Source organism: Agromyces sp. MMS24-K17 (assembly GCF_043950245.1).
GTDB lineage: Bacteria > Actinomycetota > Actinomycetes > Actinomycetales > Microbacteriaceae > Agromyces.
The window spans coordinates 1998678-2013067 of the sequence record NZ_CP171640.1 but is presented as its reverse complement, the minus strand read 5'-3'; the positions used below and the strand labels follow the sequence as shown (position 1 = coordinate 2013067).

General features: G+C 74.6%; 11 protein-coding genes and 2 pseudogenes. 5 read left to right on the top strand and 8 right to left on the bottom strand.

Annotation, left to right across the window (positions count from 1 at the left end; translation table 11 throughout):
* Positions 1-142: 142 nt before the first annotated feature.
* Together ACGGZK_RS09110 and ACGGZK_RS09105 are read right to left on the bottom strand one after the other, a co-directional pair.
* On the bottom strand, positions 143-781 hold the full coding sequence (locus tag ACGGZK_RS09110) for a DNA-directed RNA polymerase subunit beta (protein ID WP_395245934.1): 639 nt from the start codon (positions 779-781) through the stop codon (positions 143-145).
* A gap of 751 nt (positions 782-1532) precedes the next feature.
* A complete protein-coding gene (locus ACGGZK_RS09105; protein ID WP_395245933.1) occupies positions 1533-2573 on the bottom strand; it encodes an LLM class F420-dependent oxidoreductase in 1041 nt (346 codons plus the stop codon).
* 187 nt (positions 2574-2760) lie between these two features.
* On the opposite strand from ACGGZK_RS09105, the gene ACGGZK_RS09100 reads away from it, so the two are divergent.
* The gene (locus ACGGZK_RS09100) at positions 2761-3939 is read left to right on the top strand and encodes a MarP family serine protease (RefSeq protein ID WP_395245932.1); all 1179 of its coding nucleotides are present in this window, start codon (positions 2761-2763) and stop codon (positions 3937-3939) included.
* A 54-nt stretch (positions 3940-3993) separates the two neighbouring features.
* Here the strand turns inward: ACGGZK_RS09100 and ACGGZK_RS09095 are convergent, their stop codons facing one another.
* A complete protein-coding gene (locus tag ACGGZK_RS09095) occupies positions 3994-4929 on the bottom strand; it encodes an aldose 1-epimerase family protein (RefSeq protein WP_395245931.1) in 936 nt (311 codons plus the stop codon).
* Positions 4930-4939: 10 nt separating this feature from the next.
* Positions 4940-5758, bottom strand: a complete 819-nt coding sequence (locus tag ACGGZK_RS09090) for a DeoR/GlpR family DNA-binding transcription regulator (protein WP_395245930.1) — start codon at positions 5756-5758, stop codon at positions 4940-4942.
* Positions 5759-5832: 74 nt separating this feature from the next.
* On the opposite strand from ACGGZK_RS09090, the gene galT reads away from it, so the two are divergent.
* Entirely contained in the window at positions 5833-6963 is a 1131-nt protein-coding gene (galT, locus tag ACGGZK_RS09085; RefSeq protein WP_395245929.1) for a galactose-1-phosphate uridylyltransferase, read from the top strand.
* Positions 6960-8117: a galactokinase gene (gene galK, locus ACGGZK_RS09080; RefSeq protein WP_395245928.1), complete on the top strand. Its 1158-nt coding sequence runs from the start codon at positions 6960-6962 to the stop codon at positions 8115-8117. Before galT ends, galK begins: the two co-directional genes overlap by 4 nt.
* Before the next feature lie 126 nt (positions 8118-8243).
* On the opposite strand, the pseudogene ACGGZK_RS09075 reads toward galK, so the two are convergent.
* Positions 8244-8717 (bottom strand): annotated as a pseudogene (locus ACGGZK_RS09075) (YbaK/EbsC family protein); the annotation flags it as partial.
* 66 nt (positions 8718-8783) lie between these two features.
* Between ACGGZK_RS09075 and ACGGZK_RS09070 the strand changes: the two are divergent.
* Together ACGGZK_RS09070 and ACGGZK_RS09065 are read left to right on the top strand one after the other, a co-directional pair.
* Positions 8784-10106, top strand: a complete 1323-nt coding sequence (locus ACGGZK_RS09070; RefSeq protein ID WP_395245927.1) for an APC family permease — start codon at positions 8784-8786, stop codon at positions 10104-10106.
* A gap of 9 nt (positions 10107-10115) precedes the next feature.
* Positions 10116-10652 carry a gamma carbonic anhydrase family protein gene (locus ACGGZK_RS09065; protein ID WP_395245926.1) on the top strand — a complete coding sequence of 179 codons (537 nt, stop codon included), beginning with the start codon at positions 10116-10118 and terminating at the stop codon, positions 10650-10652.
* A 285-nt stretch (positions 10653-10937) separates the two neighbouring features.
* Here the strand turns inward: ACGGZK_RS09065 and ACGGZK_RS09060 are convergent.
* The 3 genes and pseudogenes from ACGGZK_RS09060 to ACGGZK_RS09050 form a co-directional block, all read right to left on the bottom strand.
* Positions 10938-12023, bottom strand: a pseudogene (locus tag ACGGZK_RS09060) (DUF6716 putative glycosyltransferase); the annotation flags it as partial.
* Positions 12020-12895, bottom strand: coding sequence for an N-acetylneuraminate synthase family protein (locus ACGGZK_RS09055; protein ID WP_395245925.1), 876 nt, complete (start codon positions 12893-12895; stop codon positions 12020-12022). The gene ACGGZK_RS09055 and the pseudogene ACGGZK_RS09060, both read right to left, overlap by 4 nt.
* Before the next feature lie 79 nt (positions 12896-12974).
* The gene (locus tag ACGGZK_RS09050) at positions 12975-14294 is read right to left on the bottom strand and encodes a cytidylyltransferase domain-containing protein (RefSeq protein WP_395245924.1); all 1320 of its coding nucleotides are present in this window, start codon (positions 14292-14294) and stop codon (positions 12975-12977) included.
* Between the last annotated feature and the right edge of the window lie 96 nt (positions 14295-14390).

Sequence of the window (14390 nt, the reverse complement as noted above, 5' to 3'; positions counted from 1 at the left end):
CGGAGACGGAAGTACCGGGCCGCAGAAACGCCTCTCGGCGCGAGGCCGCTCGGAGCGGCGAATTTTGGAGCCCGGGGTTACTGCGGCCCGGCCATCACAGTCTAACGGACCGGTGCCCGCGGGTATTCCGGCCGCCCGCGCCTCAGTCGAGCGACTCGTGCCGCCAGAGCTTCGCGCAGCTCATCAGCTCGTCGCCCAGCTCGACGAGCCGCAGGGCCCGGCGGGTGAGGTCGGCGCTGCGCTCGGGGGCCACGCGATCCGCGGCGTCCGCATCGTCGGCGAGGTCGGCGGTACCGGCCGCCACCACCCGGCAGAACGCGGCCGCACGCTCGAGCGCGACCGCGAAGTCGCCGGCGAACGCGCCGCGCAGGATGCGGTCGGCGAGGTCGCGCACCTCGTCGGGACCGGTCGGCTGCACCGCGCCCGCCACGACCTGGTCGATCGTGCGCGACACCGCCGCGCCGCGCTGGTACGCCAGGGCGATGCCGGCCGGGTCCTGCCGGATCAGGGTGCGCAGCAGGTAGATGCGCCACAGCGCGCCCGGCAGGCTCTTGGCGGAGGCCTGCGACCACAGCTCGGCGATCGCGTCGATGCCGTGCCGGTCGGTGTACGAGACCAGCCGCTCGACCACCTCGGGGTCGGGATCGTCGCGCACCCGGGCGAGCAGTGCCGCGGCCGTGTCGTGGGCGACGCGGCTCAGCTGGGCCGGATCCTGGCCGCCGAGGAAGTCCTCGAACATGCCCGGAGGGAAGCGCGTGGGGCGGTGGAAGTCGGCGGCCATCCCGGAAACCCTACTCCGATCCCCCGACGACACCGCCCGGGCGGGAGCGACTCGGCCCGGCGGCACGGTGCCTGTTAGGGTGATTCCGCCCCTATAGCTCAGTTGGTTAGAGCAACGGACTTCAACAACAAAAAATGGAGCGTCGGCGCCGAAATGCGCCGAATGAACGCCGCTATATGCTGGGACACCCTGAGAGCCGGCCGTACTCGCCACCCACGAGGAGGCAGTGACAATCGCGCCGGATTGGGCAATCAGCAGGTAACCGCAAGGGAACCTCAGAGACTACACGCGGCGCACCTGAACGATCCGGTCGAAGGTGGTGAGATAGTCCAGACTGCAAGCCGCGCGCTGCGCGGTGGCCGGGGAGACCCGGTGCAGCAGGTTAATCCGTGGGTCCAGGGTTCGAGTCCCTGTGGGGGCACCACTTGATTCGAGCGAGGCGCGTCCTGCGATGCGCACGCCTCGCGCGTCCAGCGCGTGTCGCGCTGTGCGTCTCGCGCTGTGCGTGTCGCGCCGAGCCGCGCCGCGCCGCGTGCACGTGCGCCGCTACGATCATCGGGGCACCGCCCGGGGGGCTGTCGGTTCGTTGCGGCGGGAACCGGGCGTCGCTCGCCCCGTGTCCTGCCCGACTCGACAGTCCCTCCCAGCGGCTCCTCCCCAAAGGTTCCCCTCAGCACACGACCCCGTGTGCTGGCCTCTCACGCTAGTCGGAGGTGCGGGATTGCACCAGTCCCGGCTCGAGGCCGGTCCCTCAGCCGACGAGTCGGCGGAACCCGGCCATGAGCGCGACGCGCTCCCGCGAGTCGCGGGCGAGCGGCGCGACGGCGAGGGTCGTGACGCCCGCGTCGGCGAACGCCTGCGCGCGCTCGGCGACCTCCGCCGCCGGGCCGATGAGCGAGATGGCCCGCACGAGCTCGTCGGGCACGGCGGCGATGGCCTCGTCGCGACGACCGGCGAGGTAGAGCTCCTGGATGCGCGCCGCGTCGTCGGCGAAGCCGTAGCCGGCGACGAGGTCGTTGTAGAAGTTCTTGCCTCGGGCGCCCATGCCGCCGATGTACAGGGCGAGCTGGGGCTTCACGAGGGGCAGCACGTCCTCGGGGCGGTCGGTGATCGCGAGCGCCGGGCTCGCGAACACGTCGAGCGGCGCGAGGTCGGCGGAGCGGCGCGCGGCGCCGGCGGCGAGGGCCTCTCCCCACACGTCGCGCGCACGACCGGGGTGGAAGAACATCGGCAGCCAGCCGTCGGCGATCTCGGCGGTCTGCTCGACCGACTTGGCGCCGAGGGCGGCGATGGTGATCGGGATGCGCTCGCGCACCGGGTGGTTGATGAGCTTCAGCGGCTTGCCGAGCCCCGTCCCCTCCCCCTCGGGCAGCGGGATCCGGTAGTGGCGACCCTGGTGCACGACGGGCTCGCGGCGCCACACCTGCCGGCACACCTCGACCAGCTCGCGCGTGCGGCCCAGCGGCGCGTCGTAGGCCACGCCGTGGAAGCCCTCGATGACCTGCGGCCCGGAGGCGCCGATGCCGAGCTCGAACCGGCCGTCGGAGACGTAGTCGAGGCCCGCGGCCGTCATGGCCGTGAGGGTGGGCGTGCGGGTGTAGAGCTGCAGGATGCCGCTCATGAGGCGCATCCGCTCGGTGCGCGCGGCGAGGAACCCGAGCTGGCTGACCGCGTCGAAGGAGTAGGCCTCGGGCACGACGATGAGGTCGATGCCGGATGCCTCGAGCTCGGCGACCTCGTCGGCGGCCTCGCGGAACCCTCCGGCGTAGTTCAGGAACATCCCGACGCGCATCCGTCACTCCTCGTCGTGTGCTGGCTGCCCCGGGCGGGGCAGTCAGGACTGTAGCCGACGGCGATCGGCGAACCCAACGGGTTGTCGACTTCCGACGATCCGACGGCCGGTCACAGCGGATGCGGAGGCGGATCCGTCAGGCTGGGGCTCCGAGCCCCGCCCGAGGGCTCGAGTGAGGAGCGCCTCGATGGGCTGGAGCATCGTCGTGGACGTGGTCCTCGTGCTCGTCCTCATCGGCGCCCTCGTGAACGGCTATCGCGCGGGCCTGCTGCGCACCGCGGCCGGCCTCGCCGGGCTCATCGCCGGCGGCATCGCCGCGTGGTTCGCGATGCCCTGGGTCGCCTCGCTCGTGCCGGCGCCGGAGTGGCGCACGGCAGCCGCGATCGCCACCGCGATCGTGCTGCTCGTGACGGGCGCCTCCGTCGGCGCCGCCATCGGGCGGGTGCTGCGGAGCGGCGCCGCCGCGGTCAAGCTCGGTCCGGTCGACCGGGTGCTCGGGGCGATCGGCAACTTCCTCGTCACCGCGTTCGTCGTCGTGCTCGTCGGCACGGGCGTCGCGGCGATGGGCATCCCCGTGCTGTCTCCCGCGCTCGCGGGCTCGCGCATCCTGACCGGGCTCGAGCAGGTGGCGCCGGCGCCGGCGCGCAGCCTCATGGCGGAGCTGCGGTCGAGCGTCGTCGGCGGCGGCCTGCCCTGGCTCGTCAGCGTGCTCGACGGCCCGACGGTGGCCCCGGATGCCCCGACCGGCGACGTGACCGACCCGGAGATCCTCGCCGCGACCGCGTCGGTCGTGCGGATCACGGGCACCGCGTTCGAGTGCGGGTCGAGCCTGGCCGGATCGGGCTTCGTCGTCGCGCCCGACCGGATCGTCACGAACGCGCACGTCGTCGCCGGGGTGGACGAGCCGATGGTCGAGGCGCCGGGCGGCGCCGTGGCCGCGGGCCGCGTGGTCGCGTACGACGTCGACCAGGACCTCGCCCTCATCGCCGTCGACGGGTTCGACGTCGCCCCGCTGGGGCTCGCCGACCCGCCGGGCGTCGATGCGGAGGCGGCCATCGCCGGCTATCCGTTCGGCGGCCCGTTCCAGCTGCGCCCGGCGACGGTCGTGGGCACGTCGCCGCTGTCGATCTCGACCGACGGCGTGCCGTCGACGCGCGACGTGATGACGCTCGCCGCGCGGGTCGACCACGGCAACTCGGGCGGCCCGGTGCTCACCGGCGACGGCCTGGTCGGCGGGGTCGTGTTCGCCAAGAGCGACTCGGTCGCCTCGGTCGGCTTCGCCATCCCGGTCACGACGCTCGCGCCCCTGGCCCAGTCGGCGACCTCGCTCAGCGAGGCGGTCGACTCGGGCTCCTGCGCCCGCTGAGGCGCGGACGGGGAATGCCCGGCGTGCGCGGCGTCGCCGCCGCGCACGCGCGGCTCACTCGGCGGTGAAGCCGTTGAAGCGGATGCCCCAGGTGCCCTGCCAGGCCTCGCCCGGGTCGAGCCAGCGCAGCCCGCGGCCCGAGTTGAAGGCCTCGGCGGGCGCGGTCATCGGCTCGACGGCGATCGCGACGTCGCCGCCCTCGCCGGGGAACTCGCGGGTCGTGTACACCTGCACGAACGCGAACTCCTCCTCGCTCCACACCGAGACGGTGCGACCGTCGGGTGCGGTGAGGGTGTGCTCGATGATGCCGCCGTCGTCGCTGGCGAGCTCGCCGAACGCGTCGTCGAGCGAGACGTCGCCGACCCGGCGGCCCTCGCGGAAGTCCCACTCGGTGCCGTCGACGGGCACCTCGCCGGTCGGCAGCAGCCGGTCGTCGACCTCGATGTGGCTGGCCGCGTCGAGGCGGAGCACGAGGTCTTCGGTCGGCACGCCGCCGATCTTCACGAACGGGTGGGTGCCGACGGCGAACGGCGCGGCCTCGCCGCCCTGGTTCTCGAGGTGGTGCGTGACGCGGAGGCCGTCGGAGACGAGCTCGTACGTCACGGCGGTCTGGAGGAGGTAGGGGTAGCCGGCCTGCGGGTACACGGTCGCCGCGAGCGTCACCGAGTCGCGGTCGCGCTCGACCTCGCGGTACTCGGTGTAGCGGAGCAGGCCGTGGATGGCGTTGTTCAGCTTCGGCTCGGTGATCGCGAGCTGCTGCTCGACGCCGTCGTGCGTCCACCGGCCGTCGCGGATGCGGTTCGGCCAGGGCACGAGCACGATGCCGGCGCCGGAGGGCGGCGTCTGGTCGTCGCCGTAGGGCGGGACGAGGTCGATGCCGTTGATGGTCAGGGTGCGGATGGCCGCGGCGACCGCGGTGATGGTCGCCTGCAGGTCACCGCTCGACGTGGAGGTCTCGAGGACGTACTGTTCGCCGGTCGGCAAGGTCATGGAGACCACTCTAGGGCGTCGGCTGCGGGGCGATGCGGACGGCCAGTCCGGCGGCCTCGAGCTCGCCGACGAGGAGCTCGGGGGCCTGGTCGTCGGTGACGAGCAGGTCGACCTCGTCGATGGCGGCGATGCGGCCGAGGTGCACCTCGCCGAGCTTCGACGCATCCGCCACGACCGCGGTGCGCGCGCCCGCATGGAGCATGAGCGCCTTCACCTCGGCCTCGGGGAGGTTCGCGTTCGTCACCCCGCGCACCGCGTCGACGCCGTTGCAGCCGAGGATCGTCAGGTCGACGTGGATGTCGTCGAGCATGGAGTGCGCGAGCGGATGCACCAGCGAGTGCTGCTTGGGGCGCAGCGTGCCGCCGGTGACGACGACCGTGAACCGCGGGATCTCGGGCTCGAGCTCGAGGGCGATCGAGAGGCCGTTGGTGAAGACCGTGAGGTCCTCGAGGTCGGTGCGCGCCCGGAGCGCCCGAGCGACCTGGAGCGTCGTGGTGCCGACGTCGAGCAGGATGCTCTGGCCGCTGCGCACGAGGTCGGCGGCGGCCGCGCCGATGGCGCGCTTGGGGCGCACGCGCGTCTCGAGGGCCTCCTCGAAGCTGGGCTCGCGATCGGGTCGGGCCCCCTCGGGGCCGCCCGCGGCTGGCACGGCACCGCCGTGGACGCGCCGGATCGCGCCGGCGCGCTCGAGGGCGTCGAGGTCGGCCCGGGCGGTGACGGGCGTGACGCCGAAGGCGACGGCGAGGTCGGCCACCCGCACGAATCCGCGGTCGCCGACCATCGCGAGGGCGAGCTGGCGGCGGCTGGCGGAGTCGACGGGCTGGGACACCCCCGCATTCTCCCGCGCGCCCTGCCGCTTTGCAATACGAAACCGAGTTGTTTGCAAAACGAAAGGCGCGTATCGTGCAGCGTGTGAACGACCCCCGCATCGCCGTGCGCCGATCGCGTCTCGCCGACGGCCGCGAACTCATCTACTTCGACGACGCCGACACCACGCTCGGCGCCGAGCGCGCCGTCGACGCGCGCGCCCTCGACCCGCGCCCGGCCACCGCGCACATGCGGCAGGACCCGCTGACCGGCGACTGGATCTCGATCGCCGCCGCGCGCCAGAACCGCGTGTTCCTGCCGCCGGCGAACCTCGACCCGCTCGCCCCGCAGTCCGAGGGCAACCCGTCGGAGATCCCGTCGACGTACGACGTCGCCGTCTTCGAGAACCGCTCCCCCTCCTTCGGGCCCACCCTCGCCGACGACGCGTTCGACCCCGCCGCGGCCCTCGCCGACACCCGCGCGGTCGGCATCGAGCGCACGCTGCCCTCGGTCGGGCGCTGCGAGGTCGTGTGCTTCAGCCCCGAGCACGAGGGCTCCTTCGGCACGCAGAGCGTCTCGCGCGCCCGCACCGTGATCGAGGCGTGGGCGCACCGCACCGCCGAGCTCTCGGCGCTGCCAGGCGTGCAGCAGGTCTTCCCCTTCGAGAACCGCGGCGAGGCCATCGGCGTGACGCTGGGGCATCCGCACGGCCAGATCTACTCGTACCCGTACGTGACCCCGCGCACGCAGCGCCTGCTCGACGCCATCGACGCGTACGGGCCCACCCTCGTGGCCGACACCATCGCGAGCGAGCTCGCCGGCCCGCGCGTGCTGCTGCGCGGCGAGCACTGGAGCGCGTACGTGCCGTTCGCCGCGCGCTGGCCGATCGAGATCCACCTCGTGCCGCACCGCCACGTGCCCGACCTCGCCGAGACGACCCTCGAGGAGCGCGACGAGCTCGCGAGCGTGTACCTGCGGGTCCTGCGGGGCGTCGACGCCCTCTACGACACCCCCACGCCGTACATCGCCGCCTGGCACCAGGCGCCGGTGCACGAGCGCCGCGACGAGGTGCGGCTGTCGATGCAGCTCACCAGCCCGCGGCGCGCCGCCGACCGGCTGAAGTTCCTCGCCGGCTCGGAGGCCGCGATGGGCGCATGGATCGGGGACGTCCCCCCGGAGACGCAGGCAGAGGCGCTCCGCGCCGCGATCGAGAGGGTCAGTGCATGAGCGACGCCGCCGGCACGCAGCAGCTGTTCACCGAGTACTACGGCCACGCGCCCGTCGGCGTCTGGTCGGCGCCCGGCCGCGTGAACCTGATCGGCGAGCACACCGACTACAACGACGGGTTCGTGTTCCCGTTCGCCATCGCCGAGCGCACCTGGGTCGCCCTCGGCGACCGGGCCGACCGGGTCATCCGGGTCGCCACCTCGTTCGCGCCCGACCCGGTCGAGATCCACCTCGACGACCTCGCGCCGCACGCCGTCGACGGCTGGGCGGCCTACCCGCTCGGCGTCGCCTGGGCCCTCGGGCGCTTCGGCGCCGACCTCGGGCACGTCCGCGGCGTCGACCTGTTCATCACGAGCGACGTGCCCGTCGGCGCCGGCCTCTCGTCGTCGGCCGCCCTCGAGAGCGCCGTCGCGCTCGCGCTCGACGAGCACTGGGGCCTCGGCCTGGATCGGCCCACGCTGGCGAAGGTCGGACAGCTCGCCGAGAACGAGGTCGTCGGCGCACCGACCGGCATCCTCGACCAGTCGGCGTCGCTGCTCAGCGAGCCCGACTCGGCCGTCTTCCTCGACTGCCGCAGCCTCGACGCCGAGGTGATCCCGCTGCACTTCACGGCCGAGGGCCTCTCGCTCCTCGTGATCGACACGAAGGTCACCCACGCGCACGCGACCGGCGGCTACGCGGCGCGGCGCGCCTCCTGCGAGGCCGGCGCGCGCGGGCTCGGCGTCTCGTCGCTGCGCGACCTCGACGTCGACGACCTCGACCGCGCCCGGGCCGTGCTCGACGACGAGACCTTCCGTCGGGTCCGCCACATCCTCACCGAGAACCGGCGCGTGCTCGACACCGTCCGCACCCTGCGCGAGCAGGGCCCGGGCGCGATCGGCCCGCTGCTCGACGCGTCGCACGCCTCCATGCGCGACGACTTCGAGATCACGGTGCCCGAGATCGACCTGGCCGCGGCGACCGCGCAGGCGAACGGGGCGGTCGGTGCGCGCATGACCGGCGGCGGCTTCGGCGGCTCGGTGATCGCGCTCGTCGCCGACGACCGCGTCGCCGAGCTCACCGCCGCGGTGCGCGCCGCCTTCGCCGAGCACGGCTTCGGCGAGCCGGTGATCTTCACCGAGCAGGCGAGCGCGGGCGCCCGGCGCGACGCGTAGCGGGGTCGGTCGGAGCGGCGGGGCGGATGCCTCCGGCTACGCCGCCCCGGCGTCGGTCGCGGCATCCGCGTCGGTCGCGGCATCCGCGTCGGTCGCGGCATCCGCGTCGGTCGCGGCATCAGCGCCCGGCTCGACCGCGTGCGGGGTTCCGCCCGTGATCCGCACGAGCTCGTCGAAGGTCGTCGGGAACACCGTCTTGGCGTGACCGGCCGCGGCCCAGACGACGTCGTGCTCGGCGAGCATCGTGTCGACGACCGTGCGCACCGGCGCCGGATGGCCGACGGGTGCGACGCCGCCGATGACCTGGCCGGTCGCGTCCTTCACGACCTCCTTCGAGGCGCGGCGGATGGTACCGCCGAGCTGCTCCCCCAGCCACTCGGTGTCGACCCGGTGCGCGCCCGAGGTGAGCACGAGGATCGGCTCGTCGTCGATCGTGAACACCAGCGAGTTCGCGATCTGGCCGACCTCGATGCCGAGGGCGTCGGCGGCGAGCTGCGCGGTCGTGACGGCGTCGTCGAACCAGGTGATCCGGGGCTCGACGCCCTGCTCGGCGAGGGCGGCGGCGACGCGGTCGACGGCGGCGTGCGAGGGCTGGGTCATGCAGGGATCCTACGGGGCATCCGCCCGCGACCCGAACGGGTCACCGCGACCCGGTACCCTGCCGCCATGACCACCCCGCCGGCCGCCCTCGCCCGACGCCTCGGCCTCGGCGACGCCGTCGTCATCGGCCTCGCATCGATGATCGGCGCCGGTGTGTTCGCGGTGTTCGCACCCGCCGCCGCGGCCGCCGGCGACGCCCTGATCGTGGCGCTCGCCCTGGCGGCGCTCGTCGCGTGGGCGAACGCGGGTTCGACGGCGCAACTCGCCGCCCGGTACCCCGAGTCGGGCGGCGCGTACCGGTACGGGCGCGAGCGGCTCGGCGCCTGGCCGGGGTTCCTCGCGGGCTGGGGGTTCGTGGTCGGCAAGACGGCGAGCTGCGCGGCGATGGCGATGACCTTCGCCGCGTACGTCGCCCCCGCCGGCTGGGAGCGGCCGCTCGCGATCGCCGCCGTCGTCGTGCTCGCGGGAGTGAACCTGCTCGGCATCACCCGCACCGCGCGGGCCGCCGCGGTGATCGTGACGGCGGTGCTGGCGGTCCTCGCGCTCGTGGTCGTCGCGGGACTCGCGGGGGTGCTGGGCGGCTCGGGCGACTCGGGCGGCTCCGGCGCGAACGGCGCCGCCTCCGCGTGGCTCCTCGGCGAGGGCTGGCCGCCGCCGCAGGGCCCGCTCGGCGTGCTCCAGGCCGCCGGACTGCTGTTCTTCGCCTTCGCCGGCTACGCCCGGGTCGCCACGCTCGGCGAGGAGGTGCGCGACCCCGCCCGCACCATCCCGCGCGCGATCGGGATCGCGCTCGGCGTCGTCGTCGCGGTGTACGCCGTCGTCGCCGTGGTCGCCCTCGGCGTGCTCGGGGCATCCGACCTCGCCGCCAGCCGCGCGCCGCTCGCCAACGTCGCCGCCGCGGGCGGCTGGGCGTGGACCCGACCCGTCGTGCAGGTCGGCGCGGCCCTCGCCGCGCTCGGCGCGCTGCTCGCCCTCGTCGCCGGCATCGGGCGCACCGCGCTCGCGATGGCCCGCGACCGCGAACTCCCCGGCCCGCTCGCCGCCGTGCACGAGCGCACGCATGTGCCCTGGGTCGCCGAGGTCGTCGTGGCGGTCGCGATCATCGCGCTCGTGGCCGTCGCCGACCTGCGCGACGCGATCGGCTTCAGCTCGTTCGGCGTGCTCGTCTACTACCTCGTCGCGAATGCCGCGGCGATCACCCAGCCGGCCGGCGAGCGCCGGCTGCCGCGCTGGGCGTCGGCGGCGGGCGCCATCGGATGCGTCGTGCTCGTCGCCACCCTCCCGATCGCGTCGGTCGTGGGCGGCGTCGCCGTGTTCGCGGCGGGGGTGGGGTACCGGCTGGCCACGACCGGGTACCGTCGCGGTGCCGCCCGGCGCCCACCCGCCTAGGCTGGCGCCATGAGCGCAGACCCCTCGGCCCGGATCATCCCCCTCGCCGGCATCCCGGCCCCCGTGATCGCCGACGACGCGTTCGTCGCCCCGGGCGCCGTCGTCGTCGGCAACGTGCGGCTCGCCGCCGGATCGAGCGTCTGGTACAACGCCGTGCTCCGCGCCGAGGCCGAACCGATCGTGCTCGGCGAGGGCGCGAACCTCCAGGACAACGTCGTCTGCCACGTCGACGCGGGCTACCCGCTGGTGATCGGCTCCAACGTCTCGGTCGGGCACACGGCGGTGCTGCACGGCTGCACGGTCGAGCCCGACTCCCTCATCGGCATGGGCGCGACCGTGCTGAACGGCGCCGTCATCGGGGCCGGGTCCCTCGTCGCGGCCGGGGCCGTCGTGCTCGAGGGCACGATCGTGCCGCCGGGGTCACTGGTCGCGGGCGTCCCGGCGAAGGTCCGGCGCGAGCTCACCGAGGAGGAGCGGGCCGGTATCCGCCGGAACGCCGACGCCTACGTGCGGCACGTCGCCGAGCACACCGCGCCCCTCGACTGAACCGGTCGGGCTCGAGCCCGACGCTGTCGAGCCCGGCGCGCCTGCGCCCGGCGCGACTGCGCCCGGCGCGCCCGCGGCCCACCGCTTGAGCGCGCGCATCCGCCGCACCGTCCAGCGCGCGGGCCGGCCGATCGCCATCGCCGTGCGGCCCGCCGCCGACCGGTCGAAGTCGCCCAGCATGCGGCGCCGGTCGTAGGCGGCGCGCAGCACGCCGCCCGCGCGGTCGCGCGTGCGCGGGAGTGCGGGCAACGGGCCCGCATCCCGGGCGGCGGCGAGCGCCTCCAGCGCCGGGATCCACCCGTCGGCCTCGATGCCGTGGAAGTAGTTCTCTCGCCGCCATGACGCGTCCGCGCGGCGCCATCGGCCCGCCACGAGGTCGTCGGCGTTGCCGAACAGGCCGGAACCGGCGAAGACGGTGTTGATCATCTCCGGGGAGATGCCGAAGTCGTCGAGGAGCAGCACCGGCACGCCGGCCGCCACGGCCTCCAGCGCCGCCGTCGAGCTGATCGTGACGAGCGCACCGGCCCGCGCGAGCTGCACGCCCATCGGGCCGTCGGCCACGACGAGGTTCGCGGGCGGGTCGACCTCGGCGACGAGGTCCGCGAAGTCGAACGCCTCGGCGTGGGTCTGCGCCTCCCCGGCACGGGCGCGCACCTTCACCACGACCCGGTGCTCCGGGTGGCGCCTCGCGTGCTCGGCGAGCCAGGCGACCAGGCGCACCCGGTCCTCGCGGGCGGCCGGCACCTTCGCCTGCGCGGCGAACACGATGTCGAGTCCGGTCGCGATCGTGCCGCTCGAGGCGTCCGTCGGGTCGGGGCCGGCGCCCTTCAGGCCCGTGCGTGCGAGGCCGGTGCGAGCCCGCAGGAACGGCAGGGTCGCCAACCCGAACGCACCGCGCACGCCGATGCGCTCCGACAGCTCGGTGAAGTCGCGCACCTCGCGGCGGCTGTGCAGCACCACGAGGTCGGTCTGCTCGCGGTAGACGATCGCCTTCGGGACCGCGGGGATCGTGAGCCCCGGGAAGCCGCCCAGCAGCACCGGGCGCCGGCGCCGGCGCAGCAGCCGCGGCGCGACGACCCGCACGAACGGCCCGCGCAGCGCGAGGAGCACGGCGTCGGGGTCGACCTCGTCGAGCAGCAGGTCGAGCTCCTCGTAGGGCACCGTCGGCACGTCCGCCGGGTCGAACCGCGACCCCGCCAGCGCGGTCGCGGCCTGCCTGGCACTCGGCGCGACGGGCGACGCGATGACGACGACGCGGGTGCGCCACGCCTCCTTCGGCAACGTGGACGCGAGCGCGGCGCCCCACTTCAGGTACGAGTCGGAGTCCGCGACGACGAGGAGCCGCCGGCGCGGGGCATCCGAGCCCGTCACGGCTGCAGGACCCGCCGCAGCTTCGCCTTGGGGGCCTCCTCGCCGGGCTGGACGCGCTTCACGCCGTCGCCGAGCGCGGCCTCGAGCACGCGGATGTCGCGCACGAGGTGCGAGAGGCCCTGCGGCTCGAGCGAGGCGGCGTGGTCGCTGCCCCACATGGTGCGGTCGAGCGTGATGTGCCGCTCCACGGCGACCGCGCCGAGCGCGACCGCGGCGATCGAGATCTGCAGGCCGCGCTCGTGACCCGAGTAGCCGATCGGCACACCCGGGTAGCGGCGGCGCAGCGCGTCGATGACGAGCAGGTTCGCCTCCTCCGGCGGCATCGGGTAGCTGGAGGTCGCGTGCATGAGCACGAGCCGGTCGGTGCCGAGCACCTCGACGGCGAGGTCGATCTCCTCGAGGGTCGACATGCCCGTCGAGAGGATGACCGGCTTGCCGGTGCGGCGCACCGCGTCGAGGAGCGCGAGGTCGGTGAGCGACGCCGACGCGATCTTGTGCGCGACCACGTCGTGGCGCTCGAGGAACTCGACCGACGGCACGTCCCACGGCGACGCGAACCAGTCGAGCCCGCGGAGGGTCGCGTGCGCCGCGATCTCGCGGTACCCGTCGTCGCCGAACTCGACTCGGCGGCGGTACTCGAGGTACGTCATCGTGCCCCACGGGGTCTCGCGGGGCTGGTCCTTCATGTGCGCCGGCGTCGAGATCTCGGGGGTGCGCTTCTGGAACTTCACGGCCTGCGCGCCGGACTCGGCCGCCACGTCGATGAGCTGCTTCGCGAGCTCGACGTCGCCGTTGTGGTTCAGGCCGATCTCCGCGATGACGTAGACGGGCTCGAAGGCGCCGACCTCGTGCGCGCCGATGCGGATGGACATTGCTGCTCCTCTGGTTCGGTCAGTGGCGTTGGCTGCGTTCGTGCAGGCGGTGGATCAGGGTTGGCGAACGGGCGATCGGCTAGGCGACGGGCACGAGGTCGGCGGGCCGCTCGGGCGGCACGGATGCCCCGCCCGACCCGGGACCGCGCGACCGGTCGTCGCGCGCATCGCGCTCGGCGCGCGCCGCGCGCGCGGCCCGGGCGGCGAGCACCAGGTCGCACAGCTCGCGGACCGCGCCGTCGCCGCCGGCGCGCCGCAGCACGAGGCGGGCCTGCGCCCGCACCACCGGCGCGGCGTCGGCGACGGCGATCGGCCAGCCGGCGAGGGCGAGCGCGGGCAGGTCGCCCAGGTCGTTGCCGAGGTACGCGATGCGGTGCAGCGGGATGCCGTGCTCGGCGGCCCAGTCGGCGAGCGCGGCGCCCTTCTCGGCCACGCCGTGCCGGCACTCGATGCCGAGCTTCGCCGCGCGACGGGCGACCACGGGGTTCTCCTCGGCCGAGAGGATGAGCACGGGCACGCCGGCCCGGCGCAAGGCCGCGATGCCCGCGCCGTCTGCGCGGCTCACCCGGACCGACTCGACGCCGTGCTCGTCGACCGTGGCGGTGTCGTCGGTGTGCACGCCGTCGAAGTCGGTCACCACCGCGTCGACGTCGACCAGCGGGTTGCCCGCGAGCGGGCCCCGCACGACGTCGCGGCGCAGCACCGGGTCGAGGCGCGGCGCGAGCGCCCGCGCGATCTCGAGGTCGTGGGCGTCATCGACGTCGACGGCGGTCGCCGGGTCGACGGGCTGGATGCCCACCCGGCCGAAGAAGCGGTGCCGCGCCCGGCGGAAGCCGTCGGCGTGGAACACGGTGAACGCGCCGGTCTCGACCCACTCGGGCGCGAGGTCCTGGCGGCGCAGCCGCACGGAGGCCTCGTGGTTCACGCCGTGGGCCGCGCCCGAGGCATCCGTTCGCCAGAGGAACCGGTGCGCGGGCGCCGCCGCGAACACGACGTCGAACTCGCGGGCCGACACGCGGGCGACGGCCTCGTCGAGGTCGGCCGGGTCGATGAACGGCGAGGTGGCCTGCAGGAACACGACGACCTCGGGTGCGGCGCCGTCGGCGCCCAGTACGCCGAGGGCGTGCAGCAGGGCCGACTCGCTCGAGGCCTCGGGCCCCGCGATGTCGCTCGGCCGCTCGACGATGTCGGCGCCCGCGGCGCGGGCCGCGTCGGCGATGCCGGCGTCGTCGGTGGTGACGACGACGCGGTCGATCCGCTCCGTGGCGAGGGCCGCCCCCACGGCCCTCGCCACGAGCGCCAGCCCGCCCACCCTGGCCACGTTCTTCCCGGGCAGACCCTGCGAGCCCCCGCGCGCAGGGATGATCGCCGTCACGTGGCGGGTCGACTCGGCGGGCATGTGGCCGAAGCTATGCGCCGGCGGCGACCATGCGGGGGCGGTCGGGTGTCACGCCGGTGAAAGGACGGTGAACGCACGGATGCCCCGGCCGGGACG

Bases quoted from the DNA above. Each gene is read 5' to 3' on its own strand.
- ACGGZK_RS09110 (WP_395245934.1), bottom strand. From the start codon at position 781: ATGGCCGCCGACTTCCACCGCCCCACGCGCTTCCCTCCGGGCATGTTC.
- ACGGZK_RS09105 (WP_395245933.1), bottom strand. From the start codon at position 2,573: ATGCGCGTCGGGATGTTCCTGAACTACGCCGGAGGGTTCCGCGAGGCC.
- ACGGZK_RS09100 (WP_395245932.1), top strand. From the start codon at position 2,761: ATGGGCTGGAGCATCGTCGTGGACGTGGTCCTCGTGCTCGTCCTCATC.
- ACGGZK_RS09095 (WP_395245931.1), bottom strand. From the start codon at position 4,929: ATGACCTTGCCGACCGGCGAACAGTACGTCCTCGAGACCTCCACGTCG.
- galK (WP_395245928.1), top strand. From the start codon at position 6,960: ATGAGCGACGCCGCCGGCACGCAGCAGCTGTTCACCGAGTACTACGGC.
- ACGGZK_RS09070 (WP_395245927.1), top strand. From the start codon at position 8,784: ATGACCACCCCGCCGGCCGCCCTCGCCCGACGCCTCGGCCTCGGCGAC.
- ACGGZK_RS09065 (WP_395245926.1), top strand. From the start codon at position 10,116: ATGAGCGCAGACCCCTCGGCCCGGATCATCCCCCTCGCCGGCATCCCG.
- ACGGZK_RS09055 (WP_395245925.1), bottom strand. From the start codon at position 12,895: ATGTCCATCCGCATCGGCGCGCACGAGGTCGGCGCCTTCGAGCCCGTC.
- ACGGZK_RS09050 (WP_395245924.1), bottom strand. From the start codon at position 14,294: ATGCCCGCCGAGTCGACCCGCCACGTGACGGCGATCATCCCTGCGCGC.